This is a genomic window from Serratia sp. YC16 (genome assembly GCF_009707615.1).
GTDB lineage: Bacteria > Pseudomonadota > Gammaproteobacteria > Enterobacterales > Enterobacteriaceae > Serratia > Serratia surfactantfaciens.
Map to the genome: position 1 here is coordinate 137224 of NZ_WLYN01000006.1, position 21115 is coordinate 158338.

Consider the following 21115-nt stretch of genomic DNA (forward strand, 5'->3'; position numbering starts at 1 on the left):
TGTTTTAAAGGAGCCTTCATGTTCACGGTTTATCATTCCAATCAGCTGGATTTATTGAAAACGCTGACCAGCGCGCTGATAGCCAGAGATCCGTTGGCCGATCCTTTTCAACAGGAAGTGGTACTGGTGCAGAGCCCCGGCATGGCGCAATGGCTGCAAATGCAGCTGGCGGAACAGTTCGGCATCGCCGCCAATGTCGCGTTTCCGCTGCCGGCGACCTTCATTTGGGACATGTTCACCCGGGTATTGCCGGATATCCCGAAAGAGAGCGCCTTCAGCAAGGACGCCATGACCTGGAAGTTGATGTGGCTGCTGCCGGAGATGCTGACCCAGCCGGCGTTCGCGCCGCTGCAGCACTATCTGACCGATGACGGCGACAAGCGTAAAATCCACCAGTTGGCCGGCCGGGTAGCTGACCTGTTCGACCAATACTTGGTTTACCGCCCGCAGTGGCTGGAGAGCTGGCAGCGCGGCGAGCGCATCGACGGTCTGGCGGAGGCGCAGCAATGGCAGGCGCCGCTCTGGGTGCGTCTGGTGGAATACACGCGCGAGCTGGGGCAGCCTGAATGGCATCGCGCCAATTTGTACAGTCGCTTTATCCACGCGCTGGAGCAGGCGACAACGTGTCCGGCCGGTTTGCCGCCGCGGGTGTTTATCTGCGGTATTTCAGCGCTGCCGCCGGTTTATCTGGAGGCGCTGCAGGCGCTGGGGCGGCATATCGATATCCACCTGATGTTCACCAACCCCTGCCGCTACTATTGGGGCGACATTCAGGATTACGCTTTCCTGGCCCGCTTGCAGAGCCGCAAGCGTCGTCACTACCATCAGGCGCGCGAACAGGGGTTGTTTCGCGAGCCTGGCGACGCGGCGCATCTGTTTGACGCCGAAGGGCAGCAGCAGCTCAGCAACCCGCTGCTGGCCTCCTGGGGCAAGCTGGGGCGCGATCACCTCTATTTGCTGTCGCAGATGGAGGGGGCGCAAGAGGTCGACGCCTTTGTCGATATCCCGGCCGATACCATGCTGCACGCCGTTCAGCGCGATATGCTGGAGCTGGAGGACCATGCGGTAATCGGCATTACGGCGGATACGCTGGAAAGCAGCTTCAGCAAGCGCCCGCTCGATCCGCAAGACCGTTCCCTCAGCCTGCACGCCTGTCACAGCCCGCAGCGGGAAGTGGAGGTATTGCACGATCGGCTGCTGACCATGCTGGCGGAGGATCCCTCGTTGACGCCACGGGATATCATCGTGATGGTGGCGGATATCGACAGCTACACGCCTTACATTCAGGCGGTGTTCGGCAATGCCCCCGCCGAGCGCTACCTGCCGTTCGCCATTTCCGACCGTAAGGCACGTCAGGCGCATCCGGCGCTGCAGGCGTTCATTTCTCTGCTCGATCTGCCGCAAAGCCGCTTTACTTCGGAGCAGGTGCTGGCGCTGCTGGAGGTGCCGGCCCTGGCCGCCCGTTTCGCCATTGGCGAAGAGGGGTTACGCCTGCTGCGTCATTGGGTGGGTGAATCCGGCGTACGCTGGGGCCTGGACGACGATAACGTGCGCGAACTGGATCTGCCCGCCACTGGCCAGCATACCTGGCGCTTCGGCATTACGCGCATGCTGCTCGGCTACGCGATGGACAGCAATGCCGGCGATTGGCAGGGCATTTTGCCTTACGACGAGTCGAGCGGATTGGTCGCCGAACTGGCGGGACAACTGGCGGATCTGCTGGCGCAGCTCAGCCATTGGCGGCAAATCTTGAGCGAGGCGCGCTCGCTCGACGCGTGGCTGCCGCTGTGCCGGCAACTGCTGGATGCTTTCTTCGTTGCGGACAGCGACACCGAAGTGGTGCTGGCATTGATCGAGCAGCAATGGCAGCAGGCCATCAATTTTGGCCTGGCGGCCCGCTATCCCGATGAGGTGCCGTTGACCATTCTGCGCGACGATCTGGCGGCGCGGCTCGATCAGGAGCGCATCAGCCAGCGCTTCCTCGCCGGGCAAATCAACTTCTGCACGCTGATGCCGATGCGCTCCATTCCGTTCAAGGTGGTGTGCCTGCTGGGCATGAACGACGGCGTGTATCCGCGTACGCTGCCGCCGCTGGGCTTCGATCTGATGGCGCAACAGGTCAAACGCGGTGACCGCAGCCGCCGCGATGACGACCGCTATCTGTTCCTCGAGGCGATTCTGTCCGCGCAGCAGCGGCTGTATATCAGCTTCATCGGCCGTTCCATCCAAGACAACAGCCCGCGCTATCCTTCAGTATTGGTGACCGAGCTGCTGGAGTACCTCGAACAAAGCTATTGTCTGCCGGGAGATGAAGAGCTCAGCGCGGACGACAGCGCCCAACGGGTTGGCGAGCACTTGTTGACGTGGCACGCGCGCATGCCGTTCGCCGCCGAGAATTTCTTGCCAGGCTCGGAGGAGCAAAGCTATGCCGCCGAGTGGTTGCCCGCCGCCGACGGGCGCGGCGCGGCGCATCCGGCCTTTAACCAACCGCTGCCCGCCGAGGCGTTGCAGCAGGTCTCGTTGGATGAGCTGCTGCGGTTTTACCGTCATCCGATTCGCGCCTTCTTCCAGCTGCGGTTGGGCGTCAGTTTCATCCTGGAAGAGACCGAACTGCCGGACGAAGAGCCCTTCACGCTGGATAATCTCAGCCGCTACCAATTCAACAGCCAACTGCTGAATACCCTGATCGACGGCGACGATCCCGAGCGGCTATTCCAGCGGGTGCGCGCCGCCGGCGGCTTGCCTTATGGCGCTTTCGGCGAAATCTATTGGCAAAAGCAGCAGGAAGAAATGAGCGAACTGGCCGAGCAGGTGCGTGCGGAGCGCACACCGAGCCATAGCCTGGAGCTGGATATCGAGATAGCCGGCGTGCGCCTCAGCGGCTGGTTGCATCAGGTGCAGGATGACGGCCTGCTGCGCTGGCGGCCCGCCACGCTATCGGCGGTGGACGGCATATTGCTGTGGTTGGAGCATCTGGTGTACTGCTGCGCCGGCGGTACCGGCGAGAGCCGCATTTACGGCCGCAAGAACTCCGCCTGGCGCTTTGCCGCGCTGGCGCCTGAAGATGCGCAAGCGCAGCTGGCGGAACTGCTGGCGGGCTATCAGCGCGGTTTGTGTCAGCCGCTGTTGCTGCTGAACAAGAGCGGCTGGGCATGGCTGAGTCAGTGCTATCAGCCGGAAACACAGCAAATCGACTGGGAGGAAGAAGCGCAAATTAAGGCCCGCGCCAAATTGCTGCAGGCCTGGCAGGGCGATCAGCGCATTCCCGGCGAAGGGGAAGATCCCTACGTGCAGCGAGTGTTCCGTCAGTTAGACAATGACTACTTAGCGCAAATACTGGCCGAAACAGAGCGTTATCTGCTGCCGGTGGCGCGACATAACCTGGGGTAACAATCCCCCGGTGGTGCTGTGCGGCGCGAGGTGGTAAAAATAACGAAGGTTATATTCAACCATTGGGGTGATTCCCGGTCTTACATAACGTACAGGCATATACCCGCCGTTTCTCAGGCCGACATACTGGCGGAGAACTCGGCGAGTACAGATTTGGTTATGTGATTTTGATGCACGTCGCCAACGTCAGGGAGTGGGCGTAGCGACGTCGGAATAGGGGTTTATTTTGGATATGCGCAGACAGTTGGCCCGTATCGCCGGGCTGGTATTATTGGCTATGTGTTGGGCACCGTTGAGTTGGGCCGCGCAAGGATGGCAACCGCTGGCGGAGAAGATCAACAAGAGCGAGCACGATCCGCGCCAGTACGAGGCGATCAAGCTGGCTAACGGTATGACGGTGCTGCTGGTGTCAGACGCCCAGGCGCCGAAGTCGCTGGCGGCGCTGGCGTTGCCGGTCGGTTCTCTCGAAGATCCGAACAGCCAACTGGGGTTGGCGCACTATCTGGAGCATATGGTGCTGATGGGCTCCAAACGCTATCCAGAGCCGGAAAACCTGTCCGAATTCCTGAAAAAGCACGGCGGCAGCCACAACGCCAGTACGGCCTCTTATCGCACCGCCTTCTATCTGGAAGTGGAAAATGACGCGTTGGAGCCGGCGGTCGATCGCATGGCCGACGCCATTGCCGAGCCGCTGCTCGATCCGGGCAACGCCGATCGCGAGCGCAACGCGGTGAATGCCGAATTGACGATGGCGCGTTCGCGCGACGGCATGCGTATGGCGCAGGTCGGCGCGGAAACTCTTAACCCGGCGCACCCAAGCGCGCGCTTCTCCGGCGGCAATCTCGACACGCTGAAAGACAAGCCGGACAGCAAGCTGCATGATGAACTGACCGGCTTCTATAAGCGCTACTATTCCGCCAACCTGATGATGGGCGTTTTGTACGGCAATCAGCCGCTGTCGCAGCTGGCTGACATTGCGGCGAAAACCTTTGGCCGCGTGCCGAATCACGACGCCAGCGTGCCGCCGATCACCGTGCCGGCCGTCACGCCGGAACAGCAAGGCATCATCATTCACTATGTCCCGGCGCAACCGCGCAAGCAGCTGAAGATCGAGTTTCGCATCGATAACAACAGCGCCGCGTTTCGCAGCAAAACCGATACCTACATCAGCTACCTGATCGGCAACCGCAGCAAGAACACGCTGTCCGACTGGCTGCAGAAACAGGGGTTGGCGGACGCCATCAATGCCGGCGCCGATCCGATGGTGGATCGCAACGGCGGCGTCTTCGCCATCAGCGTTTCCCTGACCGACAAAGGCCTGGCCAAGCGCGACGAGGTCGTCGCCGCCATCTTCAATTACCTGAAAATGCTGCGCAGCGAAGGCATCAAGCAGAGCTACTTCGATGAAATCTCGCATGTTCTGAACCTGGACTTCCGTTATCCCTCGATCACGCGCGACATGGACTATATCGAATGGCTGGTGGACACCATGCTGCGCGTGCCGGTTGAGCATGCGCTGGACGCGCCTTACCTGGCCGATCGCTATGATCCTAAGGCGATCGCCGAACGCCTGGACGCCATGACGCCGCAAAATGCGCGCATCTGGTTCGTCAGCCCGGATGAACCGCACAACAAGACGGCCTATTTCGTCAATGCGCCTTACCAGGTCGACAAAATCACGCCGCAGCGTTTCACGCAGTGGCAGCAACTGGGCAGCGGCATTTCCCTGTCATTACCGGCGCTCAACCCGTACATTCCGGATGACTTTACCCTGACCAAGCCGTCGCACGAGTTCAAAAAGCCGGAAATGGTGGTGGATAAACCCGGTCTGCGCGTGCTGTACATGCCGAGCCGCTACTTTGCCGACGAGCCGAAGGCCGACGTCACCGTCGCTTTCCGCAACGCCAAAACCATGGATTCCGCGCGCAACCAGGTATTGTTCTCGCTGACGGATTATCTGGCCGGTCTCGCGCTGGATCAACTGAGTTATCAGGCGTCGGTCGGCGGGTTGAGTTTCTCGACCTCACCGAATAACGGCCTGATGTTTAACGCCAACGGCTTTACCCAGCGTCTGCCGCAGTTGCTGACGGCGCTGATCGAGGGCTATTCCAGCTTCACGCCGACGGAAGATCAGCTGGCGCAGGCCAAGTCCTGGTATCTGGAGCAGTTGGACGCCGCCGAGAAGGGCAAGGCGTTCGAGCTGGCCATTCAGCCGGTGCAAATGATTTCACGCGTGCCGTACTCCGAGCGCAGCGAGCGCCGCGAGGTGCTGAAGACGCTGACGCTGAAAGACGTGCTGGCCTATCGCGACAGCCTGCTGGCCGAGGCCACGCCGGAGCTGCTGGTGGTGGGCAACATGAGCAAGCAACAGGTCGATACGCTGGCGTCGACGCTGAAACATCGTCTGGGCTGTACCGGCATCGAATGGTGGCACGGCGAAGACGTGGTGGTGGACAAGGATCAGCTGGCCAACCTGCAACAGGTGGGCAGCAGCACCGATTCGGCGCTGGCGGCGGTCTACGTGCCGACCGGCTACGGCGAAGTGACCGGCATGGCCTACAGCTCGCTGCTGGGGCAGATCATTCAGCCGTGGTTCTACAGCCAGCTGCGTACTCAGGAGCAATTGGGGTATGCGGTCTTCGCCTTCCCGATGTCGGTGGGGCGCCAGTGGGGCGTCGGCTTCCTGCTGCAGAGCAACAGCAAGCAGCCGGCCTACCTGTACCAGCGCTATCAGGATTTCTACCCGAAAACCGAGAAGCGTCTGCGTGAAATGAGCGAGGCCGATTTTGAGCAATACAAACAGGCGCTGATCAATGAACTGAAGCAGCGGCCGCAAACGTTGAGTGAGGAAGCCAGCCGGTTCGCCAACGATTTCGATCGCGGCAATTTCGCTTTCGATACCCGGCAGAAGCTGATCGCGCAGGTGCAACAGCTGACGCCGGCCAAACTGGCGGATTATTTCCATCAGGCGGTGATCCAGCCGCAAGGGCTGGCGGTGCTGTCGCAGGTCAGTGGCAGCGGGCAAGACAAAGCGGATTACGCGGCGCCTAAGGATTGGGTCACCTATCCGAACGCCTCTGCATTGCAGCAGATCCTGCCGCGCAAAGTGGCGACGCCATGACGGAAATCGCCCCGCAAAGGCTGGAGCCGCTGACGTTACCGCTGTTCGGCGAACGCCTGATCGAGGCGTCGGCGGGCACCGGCAAAACCTTCACCATCGGCGCGCTGTATCTGCGTTTGCTGCTGGGGTTGGGCGGTGAAGCGGCGTTTCCCCGTCCGCTGACGGTCGAAGAAATCTTGGTGGTGACCTTTACCGAGGCCGCCACCGAGGAGCTGCGCGGGCGCATCCGCGACAATATTCACGGGCTGCGCATCGCCTGCGTGCGGGGCGTCAGCGCCAATCCGCTGTTTTCGGCGCTGATGGAAGAAATTGACGATTTGAGCGACGCCGCCTCACAGTTGCTGGCGGCGGAGCGGCAAATGGACGAAGCGGCGATCTACACCATCCACGGTTTTTGCCAACGGATGTTGACCCACAACGCTTTCGAGTCCGGCATGCTGTTTGAACAAACGCTGGTGCAAGACGAATTGCCGCTGCGGCGGCAGGCCTGTGCAGATTTCTGGCGCCGTCATTGCTATCCGTTGCCGCTGGGCGTGGCGCGTGCGATCAGCCAGGAGTGGAGCGGCCCGGAAGCGTTGCTGGCAGATCTTGCCGGTTATCTGCACGGCGAAGCGCCGGCGCTGCGTCGGCCGCCGAAAGACGAAGAAACCGTATTGATGCGCCATGAGCAGATCGTTGCGCGCATCGACGCCATCAAGGCGCAATGGCGGGCGGCGGCGGGCGATCTGGAGGCATTGATCGCTCAGTCCGGCGTCGATAAGCGCAGCTACAGCAGCAAGCACCTGCCGAACTGGCTGAACAAGGTCGGCGAATGGAGCGGGCAGGAAACCCAGGATTACCAGTTGCCGAAGGAGTTGGACAAGTTTCGCCAGTCGGTGCTGTTGGAGAAGACCAAGAAAGGCGAACCGCCGCGCCATGCGCTGTTTACAGCGATCGACGAGCTGTTCGATGAGCCGTTGACGTTGCGTGATTTAATCATGGCGCGTGCCCTCAGCGAAATCCGCACCTCCATTCAGCAGGAAAAGCGCCAGCGCGCCGAGTTGGGTTTTGACGACCTGCTCAGCCGGTTGGACGGCGCCCTGCAAAGCGGCGGTGGCGAACAGCTGGCGCAGGCGATCCGCCAGCGTTACCCGGTGGCGATGATCGATGAATTCCAGGATACCGATCCGCAGCAATACCGTATTTTCCAAAAGCTTTACGTCGGCCGGCCCGATTGCGGCCTGCTGTTGATCGGCGATCCCAAGCAGGCTATTTACGCCTTTCGCGGCGCCGACATCTTCACCTACATGCGTGCGCGTTCAGAGGTGAGCGCCCACTATACGCTGGAGACCAACTGGCGCTCGTCGCCGTCGATGGTCGCCAGCGTCAATCACCTGTTTTCTCAGGTAGAAAAACCTTTCCTGTTCGGCCAAATCCCCTTTATCGAGGTCAACGCGGCGGAAAAGAACCAAGGGCTGGCGTTTGAGCTGCACGGCAAGCCGCAACCGGCGATGCAGTTCTGGCTGCAGCAGGGAGAAGGCGCGGGTGTAAGCGATTACCAACAGCTGATGGCGCGCCTGTGCGCCACGCAAATTCGCGACTGGCTTAGCGCCGGGCAGCAGGGGCTGGCGCGGCTGCATGGCGGCAAGGAATCTCGGCCAGTACAAGCCTCCGATATTACGGTGCTGGTGCGCAGCCGGAATGAAGCGGCGTTGGTGCGTGATGCGCTAAGCGCATTGTCCATTCCGTCGGTCTACCTGTCCAACCGCGACAGCGTGTTCGACACCCCGGAAGCCAAAGACCTGCTGTGGTTGCTGCAGGCGGTGTTGGCACCGGAGCAGGAACGCACGCTGCGCAGCGCTATGGCCACCGGGCTGATGGGGCTGGATGCGCCGACGCTGGACGGCCTGAGCCGCGATGAGCGCGCCTGGGACGCGCTGGTTAACGAATTCGATAATTACCGCACGCTTTGGCTGCGCCGTGGCGTATTGCCGATGCTGAGCGAGGTGATGAAAGCGCGCCAGCTGGCGGAGAACCTGTTGGCCAGCCCCGGCGGCGAGCGGCGTTTGACCGATGTGCTGCATCTGGGAGAGCTGTTGCAGGAAGCGGCGGCGCAGCTCGACAGCGAGCATGCGCTGGTGCGCTGGCTGGCGCAGCAGATCGCCCAGCCCAATCGCCAGTCCGACAATCAGCAGCTGCGGCTGGAGAGCGACCGGCATCTGGTGCAGGTGATCACTATTCACAAGTCCAAGGGGCTGGAGTTCGATCTGGTGTGGTTGCCGTTCGTCGGCAATTTCCGCCAGCAGCAGCAGGCGCTGTATCACGATCGCCACAGTTTCCAGGCGTTGCTGGATCTCGATGCCAATGAAGAGAGCCAGGCCTGGGCGGAGGAGGAGCGCTTGGCGGAAGACCTGCGTCTGCTGTACGTGGCGCTGACCCGCTCGGTGTACCACTGCAGCATCGGCATCGCGCCGCTGTTCCAGGGCACGCGCAAGAAGCAGGGCGATACCGATCTGCATCGCAGCGCATTGGGTTATCTGGTGCAGGGCGGGCAGCCCGGCGACGCCGTGTATCTGCAGGAGCGCCTGCAGCAATTGGCGGGTGGCGGCATTGCGCTGTCGCTGGTTGAATCGCCGGACGAGGTGCCCTGGCAGCCCCAGACGGCGTTGGCCGAAGCGCTGGCGGCGAAAAGCTTTACCCGGCGGATCCAGGATTTTTGGCGGGTGACCAGCTATACCGGTTTGCAGCAGCACGGCGCGAGCCTGATGCAGGATCTGCTGCCGCGTCTGGATATCGACGCCGCCGGCGAGCGGGGGGAAGAAAGTGAGCCAGCGCTTACACCGCATACCTTCCCGCGCGGCGCGACGCCCGGCACCTTCCTGCACAGCCTGTTTGAAACGCTGGACTTCACCCAGCCGCTCGACGAACAGTGGCTGCTGGAACAGCTGCAACAGCAAGGGTTCGCTGAACACTGGCAGCCGATTTTGCTGACGTGGATGCAGGTGTTGCTCAACACGCCGCTCGATGGCAGCGGCGTGACGCTGGCGGCGCTAACGCCGCAGCACAAGCAGGCGGAGTTGCAGTTCTATTTGCCGATTAACCGGCTGTTGCAGGCGCAGGAGCTCGATGCTCTGGTGAAGCGTTACGATCCGCTTTCCGCTCGCTGCCCGGCGCTGGATTTCCATCAGGTGCAGGGCATGCTGAAAGGCTTTATCGACCTGGTGTTCTGTTGGCAGGGCAAATACTACCTGCTGGACTACAAGTCCAACTGGCTGGGGGAAGACAGCAGCGCTTATACCCGGCCGGCGATGGAGCAGGCGATGGCGGAGCATCGTTACGATCTGCAATACCAGCTCTACACGCTGGCGTTGCATCGCTATCTGCGTCATCGGCTGCCGGATTATGATTACCGGCGCCACTTCGGCGGGGTGATTTATCTGTTCCTGCGCGGCGTGGATGCGGCGCACCCGGGCAACGGCATTTTCACCTGTCTCCCAGAATTTGAGCTGGTGGCGGGAATGGATCGCTTGTTCAGCGGTGAAGCTGCGGCGGCGGAGGAAGAATCATGATCGCACTGCTGGAGCAGGCGGTGGCGCTTGGCGCGCTGCGGCCGCTGGACGTGCAGTTTGCCCGCGTGGTGGCGAGCGAAGACGAACCCGATATTTTGCTGGCCGCTGCCTGCCTGAGCGCAGAGGCGGGGGCCGGTCACGTCTGCCTGATGCTGGATCAACTGCAGGCGGACACCCTGTTTGAAGGGCGCCAGCCGGCGCTGGCGCTGGCGATGTGGGAAGCCGCCGGGCGACCGGATAGCGCGCGTTGGCAACAGCGTTTGACGGCCAGTGCGGCGGTCGGAGACGGCAGCGGCGCTACGCCGTTGGTGCTGCGCGGGCCGCGTTTATATCTGCAGCGCATGTGGCAAAACGAAGGCGAAGTGGCGGCGTTTATCGGCGGTGAAGGCGAATCGCTGGCGGTGCCGGAGGCGGAGCTGCGTGCCATTCTCGATCGCTTGTTCGGCGCGGCGAGCGACGAGCCCGACTGGCAGAAAATCGCCGCAGCGGTGGCTGCAACGCGGCGCATTGCGGTCATTTCCGGCGGGCCGGGCACCGGTAAAACCACCACCGTCGCCAAACTGTTGGCGGCGCTGGTGCAGCTCGATGAAAGCGCCCGCTTGCGCATTCAGCTGGCGGCGCCGACCGGCAAAGCGGCGGCGCGCCTGACGGAGTCGCTCGGCAGCGCCAGCCGTCAGCTGGCGCTGGCCCCGGCGCAGCAGGCGCTGTTCCCGACCGAGGCGGCGACGCTGCACCGTTTGTTGGGGGCGCAGCCGAACAGCCAGCGCATGCGCTATCACCGCGGCAACCGGCTGCATTTGGATGTGTTGGTGGTGGATGAGGCCTCGATGGTCGATCTGCCGATGATGGCGCGCCTGATTGCCGCGCTGCCCGACCAGGCACGGGTGATTTTCCTTGGCGACCGTGACCAGTTGGCCTCGGTGGAGGCCGGTGCGGTGTTGGGGGATATTTGCCGTTTTGCCGAGCAGGGATACAGCGATGCGCGCGCGGCGGAGCTGAGCCGCCTGACCGGTTGTGCGATCAAAGGGCAGCAGGCTGACGCGGAAGCGGCGGTGCGTGACAGCCTGTGCCTGCTGCGCAAGAGCTATCGCTTCGATGCCCGCTCCGGCATCGGCCAACTGGCGTTGGCGGTTAACGCCGGTGCCGGGGATCGCGCGCTGGTGGCACTAAACGGCAGTTTCGGCGATGTCGCGGGCTATGCGCTGGCGACGAGTGAAGAGTATCAGGCGCTGTTGGATGCCTGCGTAGCGGGCTATCGCGATTCTCTACGGCTGACCGCCGAAGGCGCGGACGCGGCGACGGTGCTGGCGGCCTTTGGCCGTTTCCAGGTGCTGTGCGCGTTGCGTGAAGGGCCGTTCGGCGTCGCCGGCCTGAACGAGCGCATTGAGCTCGGGTTGCAGCGCGCCGGTCTGATCGACCGTAAGCCGGGCGTGCTAGGCCGCTGGTACCGAGGGCGGCCGGTGATGATCGGCCGTAACGACAGCGCGCTGGGGCTGTTCAATGGGGATATCGGCATTACGCTGCCGGATGAACAGGGGGAACTGCGCGTGCATTTTCAACTACCGGATGGCAGCATCAAATCGGTGCAGCCGAGCCGTTTACCGGCGCATGAAACCGCCTATGCCATGACGGTGCACAAGTCCCAGGGATCGGAGTTTGACCATACGGTCCTGGTATTGCCGAATCACTTCCTGCCGGTGCTGACGCGCGAGCTGGTTTATACCGCGATCACCCGTGCGCGCAAGCAGCTCTCGCTGTACGCTACGGAGGCGGTGCTGTTGCGGGCCATTCGCACGCCGACCCAGCGTCGCAGCGGGCTGGCTGAACGGCTGCAGACAGCGGAATAAGCGACAAAAGGGCGCGGCAATGAACGGCCGCGCCCGCAGGGATTACAGATCGGCCAGCAGGATTTTGGAACGGCGCTGGTAGTTGTACAGCGCCTGTTTTTGCATCGGCAGCACGTCGACCTCCGCCGGAGTGAATCCGCGCTCCTGGAACCAGTGGATGCTGCGGGTGGTCAGCACGAACAGCTTCTTCAACCCCATCTGCCGCGCCTGGTTTTCTACCCGCTGCAGCAGCATTTCGCCGCGCGAAGAGCTGCGGTAATCGGGATGCACCGCCACGCAGGCCATTTCACCGATTTTTTCCTCCAGGAACGGGTACAGTGCCGCGCAGGCGATAGTCAGGTTATCGCGTTCGATAATGGTGAATTTGTCGATCTCCATCTCCAGCTGTTCACGCGAACGACGCACCAGGATGCCCTGCTGCTCGAGCGGCCGGATCAGCTCCAGGATGCCGCCGATGTCGTTGATCGTCGCCCGGCGCACCTGTTCGGCACTCTCCATCACGATTTGGGTGCCGATGCCGTCGCGCGAGAACAGTTCCTGCACCAGCGCACCGTCTTCCTGATAGCTGATCAGGTGGCTGCGGCGCACGCCGCTGCGGCAGCCTTTCACCGCGCCGCGCAGGAAACGCACGGTGCCGGAATGGTAATCGCCGCCTTCCTCCAGCTCTTCAAGGCGCTTTTGCGCATCGTTGGGGAACAGCTCGGAAAGGATGTTGCCTTCGGCATCGGTTACGCCCTGCGAGGAGCAGAAACCGATCATTTTTTCCGCTTTCAGTTTGATCGCCAACTGGGTAGCCACTTCTTCTGACGTCAGATTGAAGCTCTCGCCGGTGACCGAAACCGCGACCGGGCCGATCAGCACGATGGCGTTGCTGTCGAGCTGACGGTGGATTGCGTCTTCATCGATGCGGCGAATGCGGCCGCTGTGGCAGTAGTCGATGCCGTCATCGACGCCCAGCGGCTGCGCGATGATGAAGTTGCCGCTGACTACGTTGATATGCGCGCCTTGCAACGGCGTGTTGTTGAGGCTCATCGACAGCCGGGCGGTGATGTCGAGCTGCAGCAGGCCGGCAGCCTGCTTGACCAGTTCGAGCGTATGGGCGTCGGTCACGCGGGTGTGTTTGTGGTAGATCGGCTCATAGTTATGCTGAGCCAGATTGGCGTCGATTTGCGGCCGCGCGCCGTAAACCACCACCAGGCGAATGCCCAGGCTATGCAGCAACCCGATATCGTTGACGATGTTGGAGAAATTCTCGTGTTCGATGGCTTCCCCGCCGAGCATGATGACAAACGTCTTGCCGCGGTGGGCGTTGATATAGGGGACTGAGTGACGGAATCCTTGCACCAGCTCTGTACTACGTTCCTTCACGGCCAAACCTCTTTGCATATTTATACGGTATTTTTGTATTTTTATTCTTTTATTGTGCCGATGGCAAGTGGGAAATCGTCATGAAGAGTGCGCTAAGGGCGCTAAATCGTTAATAAATTGAAAAACCATAAAAAGATTTTCTGATGACAGGGCTGGAATGATTGGTTAAAGTTTTCGGCATCCCCATTTCATTGGTGTTTTTTTCATCTGTTGTAAACAGCTATTACTGCCGGAGCCGCATGCCAAACTCTAATCACAATCTGGGCCGCCGTCGTTTATTACAGGGCGTTGCCGCCAGCTGGTTGCTGAGTGTGAGTCGTACGGGCTTCGCCGCATCATCGCACGTGATCGCCGTGCGCGTCTGGCCATCCTCCACCTATACCCGCGTCACGTTGGAATCCAACGTCGAACTCAAATACAAGCAGTTTGCGCTGACCAATCCCGATCGCGTGGTGGTGGATATTGAAGGCGTTCACCTCAACAGCGTGCTGAAAGGCATCGCCGGGCAGGTGCGCGCCGACGATCCTTATCTCAAGCAGGCGCGCGTCGGCCAGTTTGATCAGAATACCGTGCGGCTGGTGCTGGAGCTCAAACAAAGCGTCAGCCCGCATATTTTCACGCTGGCGCCGGTGCCGGAGTATCGCAACCGTCTGGTGATGGATCTCTATCCGACCAAGGTCGGCAGCGGCGGTGAGGAGTATGATCCGCTACTGGCGTTACTGGAAGATTACAACAAGGGCGATCTGGAGCGCACGCTGCCGCCGGAAGCGCCGCAGGCCGGCAAGGCGGGGCGCGATCGGCCAATCGTCATCATGCTGGATCCTGGCCACGGCGGCGAAGATCCCGGTGCGATCGGCAAGTACAAGACGCGCGAGAAAGACATCGTGCTGCAGATTGCCCGCAAGCTGAGCGCCATGATCAAGCGCGAGCCGAACATGAAGGTGTTCATGACGCGCAACGAAGACGTGTTTATCCCGCTTAAGGTGCGCGTCGCCAAGGCGCGCAAGCAGCGTGCGGACCTGTTCGTTTCGATTCACGCCGATGCCTTTACCAGCCGCGCGGCGCGCGGTTCATCGGTGTTCGCGTTGTCCACCAAGGGCGCCACCAGTTCGGCGGCCAAGTTCCTGGCGCAGACACAGAACGCGTCGGACCAAATCGGCGGCGTCAGCAAGAGCGGCGACCGCTATCTCGACCACACCATGTTCGATCTGATCCAGACCGCGACCATCAACGACAGCCTGAAGTTCGGCAAGGAAGTGTTGAATCGGATGGGCAAAATCAACCGGTTGCACAAGAATCGCGTCGATCAGGCCGGTTTTGCGGTGTTAAAGGCGCCGGATATCCCGTCGATCCTGGTGGAGACGGCGTTTATCAGCAACATCGAAGAGGAGCGCAAGCTGCGCACCAGCCATTTCCAACAGCAGGTGGCGGAGTCGATTCTGGCAGGCATCAAGGCTTATTTCGCCAACGGCGGCGCGCTGGCGAGCCGATAACGGCAGGGCCGGGCGCGAGTCCGGCTATTTTCGCGGATTGCAGATACAAAAAAACACCCGTCAGGGTGCTTATCTGTTGTCATCAAGAGTTGGTTGCGGGGGCCGGATTTGAACCGACGACCTTCGGGTTATGAGCCCGACGAGCTACCAGGCTGCTCCACCCCGCGTCCGTCTTGATGCTGTATTACTACGAAACCACCGTTCATGTTATGCCGCTGGTACGACATTCGGTTGGTTGCGGGGGCCGGATTTGAACCGACGACCTTCGGGTTATGAGCCCGACGAGCTACCAGGCTGCTCCACCCCGCGTCCGTCTTGATGCTGTATTACTACGAAACCACCGTTCATGTTATGCCGCTGGTACGACATTCGGTTGGTTGCGGGGGCCGGATTTGAACCGACGACCTTCGGGTTATGAGCCCGACGAGCTACCAGGCTGCTCCACCCCGCGTCCGTCTTGATGCTGTATTACTACGAAACCACCGTTCATGTTATGCCGCTGGTACGACATTCGGTTGGTTGCGGGGGCCGGATTTGAACCGACGACCTTCGGGTTATGAGCCCGACGAGCTACCAGGCTGCTCCACCCCGCGTCCGTGTAATACTTTGTTATCGAAACCAAACGAAAAATACTGCCAATGCGGCATCGGTTGGTTGCGGGGGCCGGATTTGAACCGACGACCTTCGGGTTATGAGCCCGACGAGCTACCAGGCTGCTCCACCCCGCGTCCGTGGGATGCGCACTATACTCTCCATGCGTTTTGTTGCAAACCCTTTTTGCATTTTATTGCCCTAAACCCGTTTTTCTGCTGAATTTGCCCGCAATTTGCCTTCTTTTTCATCACCATCCTCCGTGCGGGTTTTTTTATTTGCAGCGATTCCTTTATCAATGAGCGTTTGTTATCGTTCAGCCGGTAGATCATATCAGTTTGAGAGTGTGCGCGATGAAAGGACGTTGGGGCAAATACCTGCTTGGCGGGTTGATGGTGGCGGTGTTGGCGGGCTGTTCGTCCAAGCCGACCGATCGGGGTCAGCAATATAAAGACGGCCGTCTGGATCAATCGCTGGAGCTGGTCAATCAGCCCAACGCCAAAGGTTCGCCGGTCAACGCCAAGGATTATTCTGATCAGCTGATGGAGATCAAGTACGCGTCGCCTTCGCTGTTTAATCGCAACAACAGCACTTATCAGGCGGTGCAAAGCTGGATGGCGTCCGGCGCTGACACGCGCATGCTGAGCCAGTATGGCCTCAGCGCTTACCAGATGGAAGGCGTCGACAATTACGGCAACGTGCAGTTTACCGGCTACTACACGCCGGTGGTGCAGGCGCGCTATACCCAGCAGGGTGAGTTCCGCTATCCGCTGTACCGCATGCCGCCGAAGGGCAGGGGGCGCCTGCCGGATCGCGCGGGCATCTATTCCGGCGCGCTCGACGATCGCTATATCATCGCTTACACCAACTCGCTGATGGACAACTTCATGATGGAAGTCCAGGGCAGCGGCTACGTCGACTACGGCAATGGTCAGCCGTTGGTGTTCTTCGGCTACGGCGGCAAAAACGGCCACGCCTATCGCAGCATCGGCAAGGTGCTGATCGATCGCGGCGAAGTGGCCAAGGCGGACATGTCGATGCAGGCGATCCGTCAGTGGGCGGATACCCACAGCGCCGCAGAGGTGCGTGAGCTGCTGGAACAAAACCCGTCGTTCGTGTTCTTCCGTCCGGAAGCTTTTGCGCCGGTGAAGGGCGCCAGCGCGGTGCCGTTGGTTGCCAAAGCCTCGGTAGCGTCCGATCGTTCGCTGATCCCGGCGGGCACCACGCTGCTGGCCGAAGTGCCGCTGCTGGACAACAAGGGTAAATTCACGGGAAAATACGAGATGCGCCTGATGGTCGCGCTCGATGTTGGCGGTGCCATCAAGGGCCAGCACTTTGACATGTATCAGGGCATCGGGCCGGAAGCCGGCCACTCGGCGGGATACTACAACCACTACGGCCGCGTTTGGGTGCTGAAGAACAATGGCGGCGGCCAGCTGTTCAGCGCCAATCAGTCAAACGGCGGCGGTTCGTTGTTGGCCACCCGGTAAACGCACGCGGCGTGAAAAGATTGACCCGCAAGGGCCGGATTTTCCGGCCCTTATCATTTGCATTACGAAGGTAATTAAAGCGTTATGAGCACAGCTTATTCGGAAGCCTATCTGCAGCGTTTCGGCGGCACGGCGCGGTTGTACGGCCAGCAGGCGCTGGCGGTGTTCGCGCAGGCGCACGTCTGCGTGATCGGCATCGGCGGCGTGGGTTCCTGGGCGGCTGAGGCGCTGGCGCGCACCGGCATCGGCGCCATCACCCTGATCGACATGGATGATGTCTGCGTCACCAATACCAATCGTCAAATCCACGCATTGCGTCAGCATGTCGGGCAATCCAAAACCGAGGTGATGGCGGAGCGCATCCTGGCGATTAACCCGGAATGCCGGGTGACCTGCATCGATGATTTCATCACTCCGGACAACGTCGCCGAGCTGCTGGACCATAACTTCAGCTATGTCATCGACGCGATCGACAGCGTGCGGCCGAAGGCGGCGCTGCTGTCCTACTGCCGCCGTTTCAAGATCCCGGTGGTGACCACCGGCGGCGCCGGCGGGCAAATAGACCCGACTAAAATCGACGTGGCCGATCTGGCGAAGACCATTCAGGATCCGCTGGCCGCCAAACTGCGCGAGCGGCTGAAACACGATTTCAACGTGGTGAAGAACGGTAAGGGCAAGCTGGGCATCGACTGCGTCTTCTCCAGCGAGCCGCTGGTTTATCCGCAGCCGGACGGCTCGGTGTGCGCTTCGCGCAGCACGGCGGAAGGGCCAAAAAGGATGGATTGCAGCGCGGGTTTCGGCGCGGCGACCATGGTCACCGCTACCTTCGGCTTCGTCGCCGTATCGCACGCGCTGAAAAAGATGCTGGCGAAGGCGGTGCGTCAGGCGTAACGGGCGGCGATCGCCTGCACGGCGGCGGCCAACGCCGCCAGACCGCTGGCGCGCGTGGCGCTAAGCTGAGCGCGCAACGCCAACCGGTCGAACAGCGCCAGCGGATCCAATGCGGCGATCTGCTGCGGCGTTTTCCCTTCCACTTCGGTCAGCAGCACCGCCAGCAGGCCGCGCACGATGCGCCCTTCGCTGTCGCCATAGAAATGCAGCGTGCCGTCTTCCAGCAACTGGTGTCCCAGCCAGACGCGGTTTTCACAACCGCTCAATTCCATTTCTTCACTGCGTAAGGTTTCCGGCAGCGGCGGCAGCCGTTTCGCGAGCATGATCAGCTGGCGGTAGCGGTCCTCCCACTGTTTCAGCGCGCTGAAGGTGGCGATCAACGCGTCGGCGGTGACCTCTCGGCCAAAAGGATGGGGGGCGAGCATAGCGTCTCCGGGAGTCAAGTCAGTCGGCCAGCAGATCGAGGGCGTGAGTCAACGCGCTGACCAGCGTATCGACGTCCTGCTGCGTATTGTAGGGGGCGAACGACGCGCGCAGCGTGCCGCTGACGCCTAACGCCGCCATCAGCGGCTGCGCGCAGTGTTGGCCCGCGCGCAGCGCAATGCCTTGTTCCGCCAGCAGCGTGACGATGTCGCTGTGGTGTACGCCGGCGATGTCGAACGCCAGCAGGCTGGAGCCGGAACTGCGGAAGCTGCGAAAACCCGGCAGCTGCGCCAGGCGCTGTTCCGCTCGATCCGCCAGTTCGCGGCTGTAGCGCTCCGCCGCCGCCATGTCCTGTTCGCTGAGCCAGGTGAGCGCTGCGGCCAATCCCAGCACGCCGGCGATGTTTGGCGTGCCGGCCTCGAAGCAGTGCGGCGGTTTTTGCGGGGTAAAACCGTCGAACGACGCCTGGGTCAGCATCTTGCCACCGCCTTGCCAGGGCGCCATTTGCGCCAACAGCTCGGCTTTGCCGTACAGTGCGCCGATGCCGGTCGGGCCATACAATTTGTGGCCTGAGAAGGCGTAGAAATCGATGTCGAGCCGCTGTACGTCGGCCGGGCCGTGCACCACGCCCTGTGCGCCGTCGATCATCACGCGCGCGCCGGCGGCATGCGCCAGCGCGATTGCCGGTGCCAGATCCGGGCAACCGCCGGTGACGTTGGACATTTGCCCCAGCGCCAACAGGCGGGTTTTCTCGTTGAGCAGGGCGGGCAGCTGCGTCAGGTCCGGCAGCCGGTCGGCGCCGATCGGCAGTTTCACCACGTGCGCGCCGGTTTGCTCCGCCACCATCAGCCAGGGGATCAGGTTGGCGTGGTGTTCCGCCTCGCTCACCAGGATTTCATCGCCCGGCTGCAGGCGCGGGCGCAGGTAGCTCTGCGCCACCAGGTTGATCGCCTCGGTAGTGCCGCGCGCCCAGATGATGTCATCGGCCGACGGCGCATTGAGCAACCGTGCGACCTGGCCGCGCGCCAGCTCGAAGCGGGCGGTCAGATCCTGTGCCGCCCGATGTTGGCTGCGGTGCACGGTGGCGGCGTCATCGCGATAAAACTGCTGCGTGGCGTCGATCACCGCCTGGGGTTTCAACGCGGTGGCGGCGCTGTCCAGATAGATGCCGTCCTGCGCGAGCGCGGGAAACTGTTGGCGAAAAAGGCTGGGGTTAAAAGGCGTCATACCCTGATTGTCACTGGCTTGAGTCGATGGGTGATCCTGTCCTATTTTGCCGCCTGAGACAAGCGATCCCGTCCATTAGGAGTTATCGCCTGGCAAAATTGGGAAAGTTTGTTATGCTATTAAATGTGCGCTAATTAATCGCATCTATACAGATAAAAGGTATTTATCAGCATTTAAAACTACAAAGGAGTCCTCAATGAAGAAAACAGCCGCAGTTATCTCTGCCCTGATGCTTACGTTCACCCTGGCCGCCTGTTCCAGCAACTACGTGATGCATACCAATGACGGACGCACCATTGTCGCTGACGGTAAGCCTAAAGTGGACAACGACACCGGCATGATCAGCTATAAAGACGCTAACGGCGTCGAGCAGCAGATCAACCGCGCTGATGTGAAAGAGATGGTTGAAAGCAACCAGTAATCGTCAGGCAAAAAAAAGCACCGCAAGTTTTGCGGTGCTGCATAAAATCACTATGGACAGACAGGGTAAATGTACAGGAAGTGAAAAAACAGTAGCCTAGCTACCATGTCCGGAATCGCCGGACAATTTGCAAACACAACATCACAACCACAAGCCAAAAGTTCATCGGCGTCCTCGACACCCACTCCCTTTTCGTTCCGGCCCGGGAAGTGCCGCCACTATAGGTATTTGCTGGCGCATCCTCAACGGACAAATTATAATGGCTCGGATTAAAAAAACTAATGGCAATACGCCGTTAGCGTTTACCGATGGCTTGCCACACAAAGCCGCCCGATTTTCGGCACCGAATCATTCGGATTAATGTTACACAAAAGTAGCTAATTTAATGTCTAAACGCTTACCTCCCCTCAATGCGCTGCGCGTGTTCGATGCGGCCGCTCGCCACCTGAGTTTCACCAAGGCGGCGGAAGAGCTGTTCGTGACTCAGGCCGCGGTGAGCCACCAGATCAAGTCGCTGGAGGACTTCCTCGGGCTGAAGCTGTTTCGTCGGCGCAACCGCTCGCTGTTGCTGACCGAAGAGGGGCAAAGTTACTACCTCGATATCAAGGAGATCTTCTCTTCGATCAACGAGGCGACACGCAAGCTGCAGGCGCGCAGCGCCAAGGGGGCATTGACCGTCAGTCTGCCGCCGAGCTTCGCCATTCAGTGGCTGGTGCCGCGCCTGTCCGGCTTTAACTCAGCTTATCCGGGCATCGACGTGCGTATCCAGGCGGTGGACCGCGAAGAGGACAAGCTGGCGGACGATGTCGACGTGGCGATTTTCTACGGCCGCGGCAACTGGCCGGGGCTGCGCGCCGAGCGTCTGTATGCGGAATATTTGCTGCCGGTTTGTTCGCCGAGCCTGCTGACCGGCGATCATCCGCTGAAAACCGCGGACGATCTGGCTTATCATACCTTGCTGCATGACGTTTCACGCCGCGACTGGCTGGCGTATACGCGCCAACTGGGGTTGCAGCACATCAACGTGCAGCAGGGGCCGATCTTCAGCCACAGCGCCATGGTGGTGCAGGCGGCGGTGCACGGCCAGGGTGTGGCGCTGGTGAACAACGTGATGGCGCAAACCGAGATCGAAGCCGGTCGCCTGGTGTGCCCGTTCAACGATGTGTTGGTCAGCAAAAACGCTTTTTATCTGGTATGTCATGACAGCCAGGCAGAACTGGGTAAAATAGCCGCCTTCCGGCAGTGGATCCTGGCGCGCGCCGCCAGCGAACAAGAAAAGTTCCGCTTCCGCTACGAACAATAAGG

General features: G+C 60.9%; 12 protein-coding genes and 5 tRNA genes. 9 read left to right on the plus strand and 8 right to left on the minus strand.

Translation table 11 applies throughout. The features are described 5' to 3' along the window. The first annotated feature begins 18 nt into the window (after positions 1 to 18). From recC to recD, 4 genes are all read left to right on the plus strand, one after another. The gene (gene recC, locus GKN89_RS17865) at positions 19 to 3390 is read left to right on the plus strand and encodes an exodeoxyribonuclease V subunit gamma (protein WP_154747475.1); all 3372 of its coding nucleotides are present in this window, start codon (positions 19 to 21) and stop codon (positions 3388 to 3390) included. A gap of 232 nt (positions 3391 to 3622) precedes the next feature. Next, positions 3623 to 6511 (plus strand): pitrilysin, encoded by a 2889-nt coding sequence (ptrA, locus tag GKN89_RS17870; RefSeq protein ID WP_154747476.1) that lies wholly within the window; start codon positions 3623 to 3625, stop codon positions 6509 to 6511. Next, the gene (recB, locus tag GKN89_RS17875; protein WP_154747477.1) at positions 6508 to 10059 is read left to right on the plus strand and encodes an exodeoxyribonuclease V subunit beta; all 3552 of its coding nucleotides are present in this window, start codon (positions 6508 to 6510) and stop codon (positions 10057 to 10059) included. The genes ptrA and recB overlap by 4 nt, the downstream gene beginning before the upstream one ends. Continuing rightward, complete coding sequence (recD, locus tag GKN89_RS17880) at positions 10056 to 11906, plus strand: exodeoxyribonuclease V subunit alpha (protein WP_154747478.1); 1851 nt, start codon at positions 10056 to 10058, stop codon at positions 11904 to 11906. Before recB ends, recD begins: the two co-directional genes overlap by 4 nt. 42 nt (positions 11907 to 11948) lie before the next feature. Here recD and argA read toward each other — a convergent pair whose 3' ends face one another. Further along, complete coding sequence (gene argA, locus GKN89_RS17885; protein WP_154747479.1) at positions 11949 to 13292, minus strand: amino-acid N-acetyltransferase; 1344 nt, start codon at positions 13290 to 13292, stop codon at positions 11949 to 11951. Positions 13293 to 13513: 221 nt separating this feature from the next. Here argA and amiC point away from each other — a divergent pair, with 221 nt between their 5' ends. Beyond that, the gene (gene amiC, locus GKN89_RS17890) at positions 13514 to 14767 is read left to right on the plus strand and encodes an N-acetylmuramoyl-L-alanine amidase AmiC (protein WP_019455729.1); all 1254 of its coding nucleotides are present in this window, start codon (positions 13514 to 13516) and stop codon (positions 14765 to 14767) included. A 90-nt stretch (positions 14768 to 14857) separates the two neighbouring features. Here the strand turns inward: amiC and GKN89_RS17895 are convergent. The 5 genes from GKN89_RS17895 to GKN89_RS17915 all read right to left on the minus strand — a co-directional run bounded on the left by GKN89_RS17895 (position 14858) and on the right by GKN89_RS17915 (position 15495). Then, positions 14858 to 14934, minus strand: a tRNA-Met gene (locus GKN89_RS17895). A gap of 65 nt (positions 14935 to 14999) precedes the next feature. Further along, positions 15000 to 15076, minus strand: a tRNA-Met gene (locus GKN89_RS17900). A 65-nt stretch (positions 15077 to 15141) separates the two neighbouring features. Further along, positions 15142 to 15218 (minus strand) — tRNA-Met (locus GKN89_RS17905). A 65-nt stretch (positions 15219 to 15283) separates the two neighbouring features. Further along, positions 15284 to 15360 (minus strand) — tRNA-Met (locus tag GKN89_RS17910). 58 nt (positions 15361 to 15418) lie between these two features. Beyond that, positions 15419 to 15495: transfer RNA gene (locus tag GKN89_RS17915), tRNA-Met, on the minus strand. A 216-nt stretch (positions 15496 to 15711) separates the two neighbouring features. Here GKN89_RS17915 and mltA point away from each other — a divergent pair. After that, on the plus strand, positions 15712 to 16848 hold the full coding sequence (gene mltA / locus GKN89_RS17920; RefSeq protein ID WP_019455730.1) for a murein transglycosylase A: 1137 nt from the start codon (positions 15712 to 15714) through the stop codon (positions 16846 to 16848). Between the two features lie 84 nt (positions 16849 to 16932). Beyond that, entirely contained in the window at positions 16933 to 17739 is an 807-nt protein-coding gene (gene tcdA, locus GKN89_RS17925; RefSeq protein WP_154747480.1) for a tRNA cyclic N6-threonylcarbamoyladenosine(37) synthase TcdA, read from the plus strand. Here tcdA and csdE read toward each other — a convergent pair. Beyond that, on the minus strand, positions 17730 to 18164 hold the full coding sequence (csdE, locus tag GKN89_RS17930; RefSeq protein ID WP_019455732.1) for a cysteine desulfurase sulfur acceptor subunit CsdE: 435 nt from the start codon (positions 18162 to 18164) through the stop codon (positions 17730 to 17732). The two genes, tcdA and csdE, sit on opposite strands and share 10 nt — an antisense overlap. Positions 18165 to 18183: 19 nt before the next feature. After that, positions 18184 to 19389, minus strand: a complete 1206-nt coding sequence (gene csdA / locus GKN89_RS17935; RefSeq protein ID WP_063917941.1) for a cysteine desulfurase CsdA — start codon at positions 19387 to 19389, stop codon at positions 18184 to 18186. A gap of 196 nt (positions 19390 to 19585) precedes the next feature. Here csdA and GKN89_RS17940 point away from each other — a divergent pair, with 196 nt between their 5' ends. Both GKN89_RS17940 and GKN89_RS17945 read left to right on the plus strand, forming a co-directional pair. Next, the gene (locus GKN89_RS17940) at positions 19586 to 19810 is read left to right on the plus strand and encodes a YgdI/YgdR family lipoprotein (protein ID WP_004931891.1); all 225 of its coding nucleotides are present in this window, start codon (positions 19586 to 19588) and stop codon (positions 19808 to 19810) included. Positions 19811 to 20195: 385 nt separating this feature from the next. Further along, positions 20196 to 21113, plus strand: a complete 918-nt coding sequence (locus GKN89_RS17945) for a transcriptional regulator GcvA (RefSeq protein ID WP_004931894.1) — start codon at positions 20196 to 20198, stop codon at positions 21111 to 21113. The last annotated feature ends 2 nt before the right edge of the window (positions 21114 to 21115 follow it).

What these genes read in the sequence shown, in the direction of transcription:
- recC (WP_154747475.1), top strand. Translation starts at nt 19, where the DNA reads ATGTTCACGGTTTATCATTCCAATCAGCTGGATTTATTGAAAACGCTG.
- ptrA (WP_154747476.1), top strand. Translation starts at nt 3,623, where the DNA reads ATGCGCAGACAGTTGGCCCGTATCGCCGGGCTGGTATTATTGGCTATG.
- recB (WP_154747477.1), top strand. Translation starts at nt 6,508, where the DNA reads ATGACGGAAATCGCCCCGCAAAGGCTGGAGCCGCTGACGTTACCGCTG.
- recD (WP_154747478.1), top strand. Translation starts at nt 10,056, where the DNA reads ATGATCGCACTGCTGGAGCAGGCGGTGGCGCTTGGCGCGCTGCGGCCG.
- argA (WP_154747479.1), bottom strand. Translation starts at nt 13,292, where the DNA reads ATGCAAAGAGGTTTGGCCGTGAAGGAACGTAGTACAGAGCTGGTGCAA.
- amiC (WP_019455729.1), top strand. Translation starts at nt 13,514, where the DNA reads ATGCCAAACTCTAATCACAATCTGGGCCGCCGTCGTTTATTACAGGGC.
- mltA (WP_019455730.1), top strand. Translation starts at nt 15,712, where the DNA reads ATGAAAGGACGTTGGGGCAAATACCTGCTTGGCGGGTTGATGGTGGCG.
- tcdA (WP_154747480.1), top strand. Translation starts at nt 16,933, where the DNA reads ATGAGCACAGCTTATTCGGAAGCCTATCTGCAGCGTTTCGGCGGCACG.
- csdE (WP_019455732.1), bottom strand. Translation starts at nt 18,164, where the DNA reads ATGCTCGCCCCCCATCCTTTTGGCCGAGAGGTCACCGCCGACGCGTTG.
- csdA (WP_063917941.1), bottom strand. Translation starts at nt 19,389, where the DNA reads ATGACGCCTTTTAACCCCAGCCTTTTTCGCCAACAGTTTCCCGCGCTC.
- GKN89_RS17940 (WP_004931891.1), top strand. Translation starts at nt 19,586, where the DNA reads ATGAAGAAAACAGCCGCAGTTATCTCTGCCCTGATGCTTACGTTCACC.
- GKN89_RS17945 (WP_004931894.1), top strand. Translation starts at nt 20,196, where the DNA reads ATGTCTAAACGCTTACCTCCCCTCAATGCGCTGCGCGTGTTCGATGCG.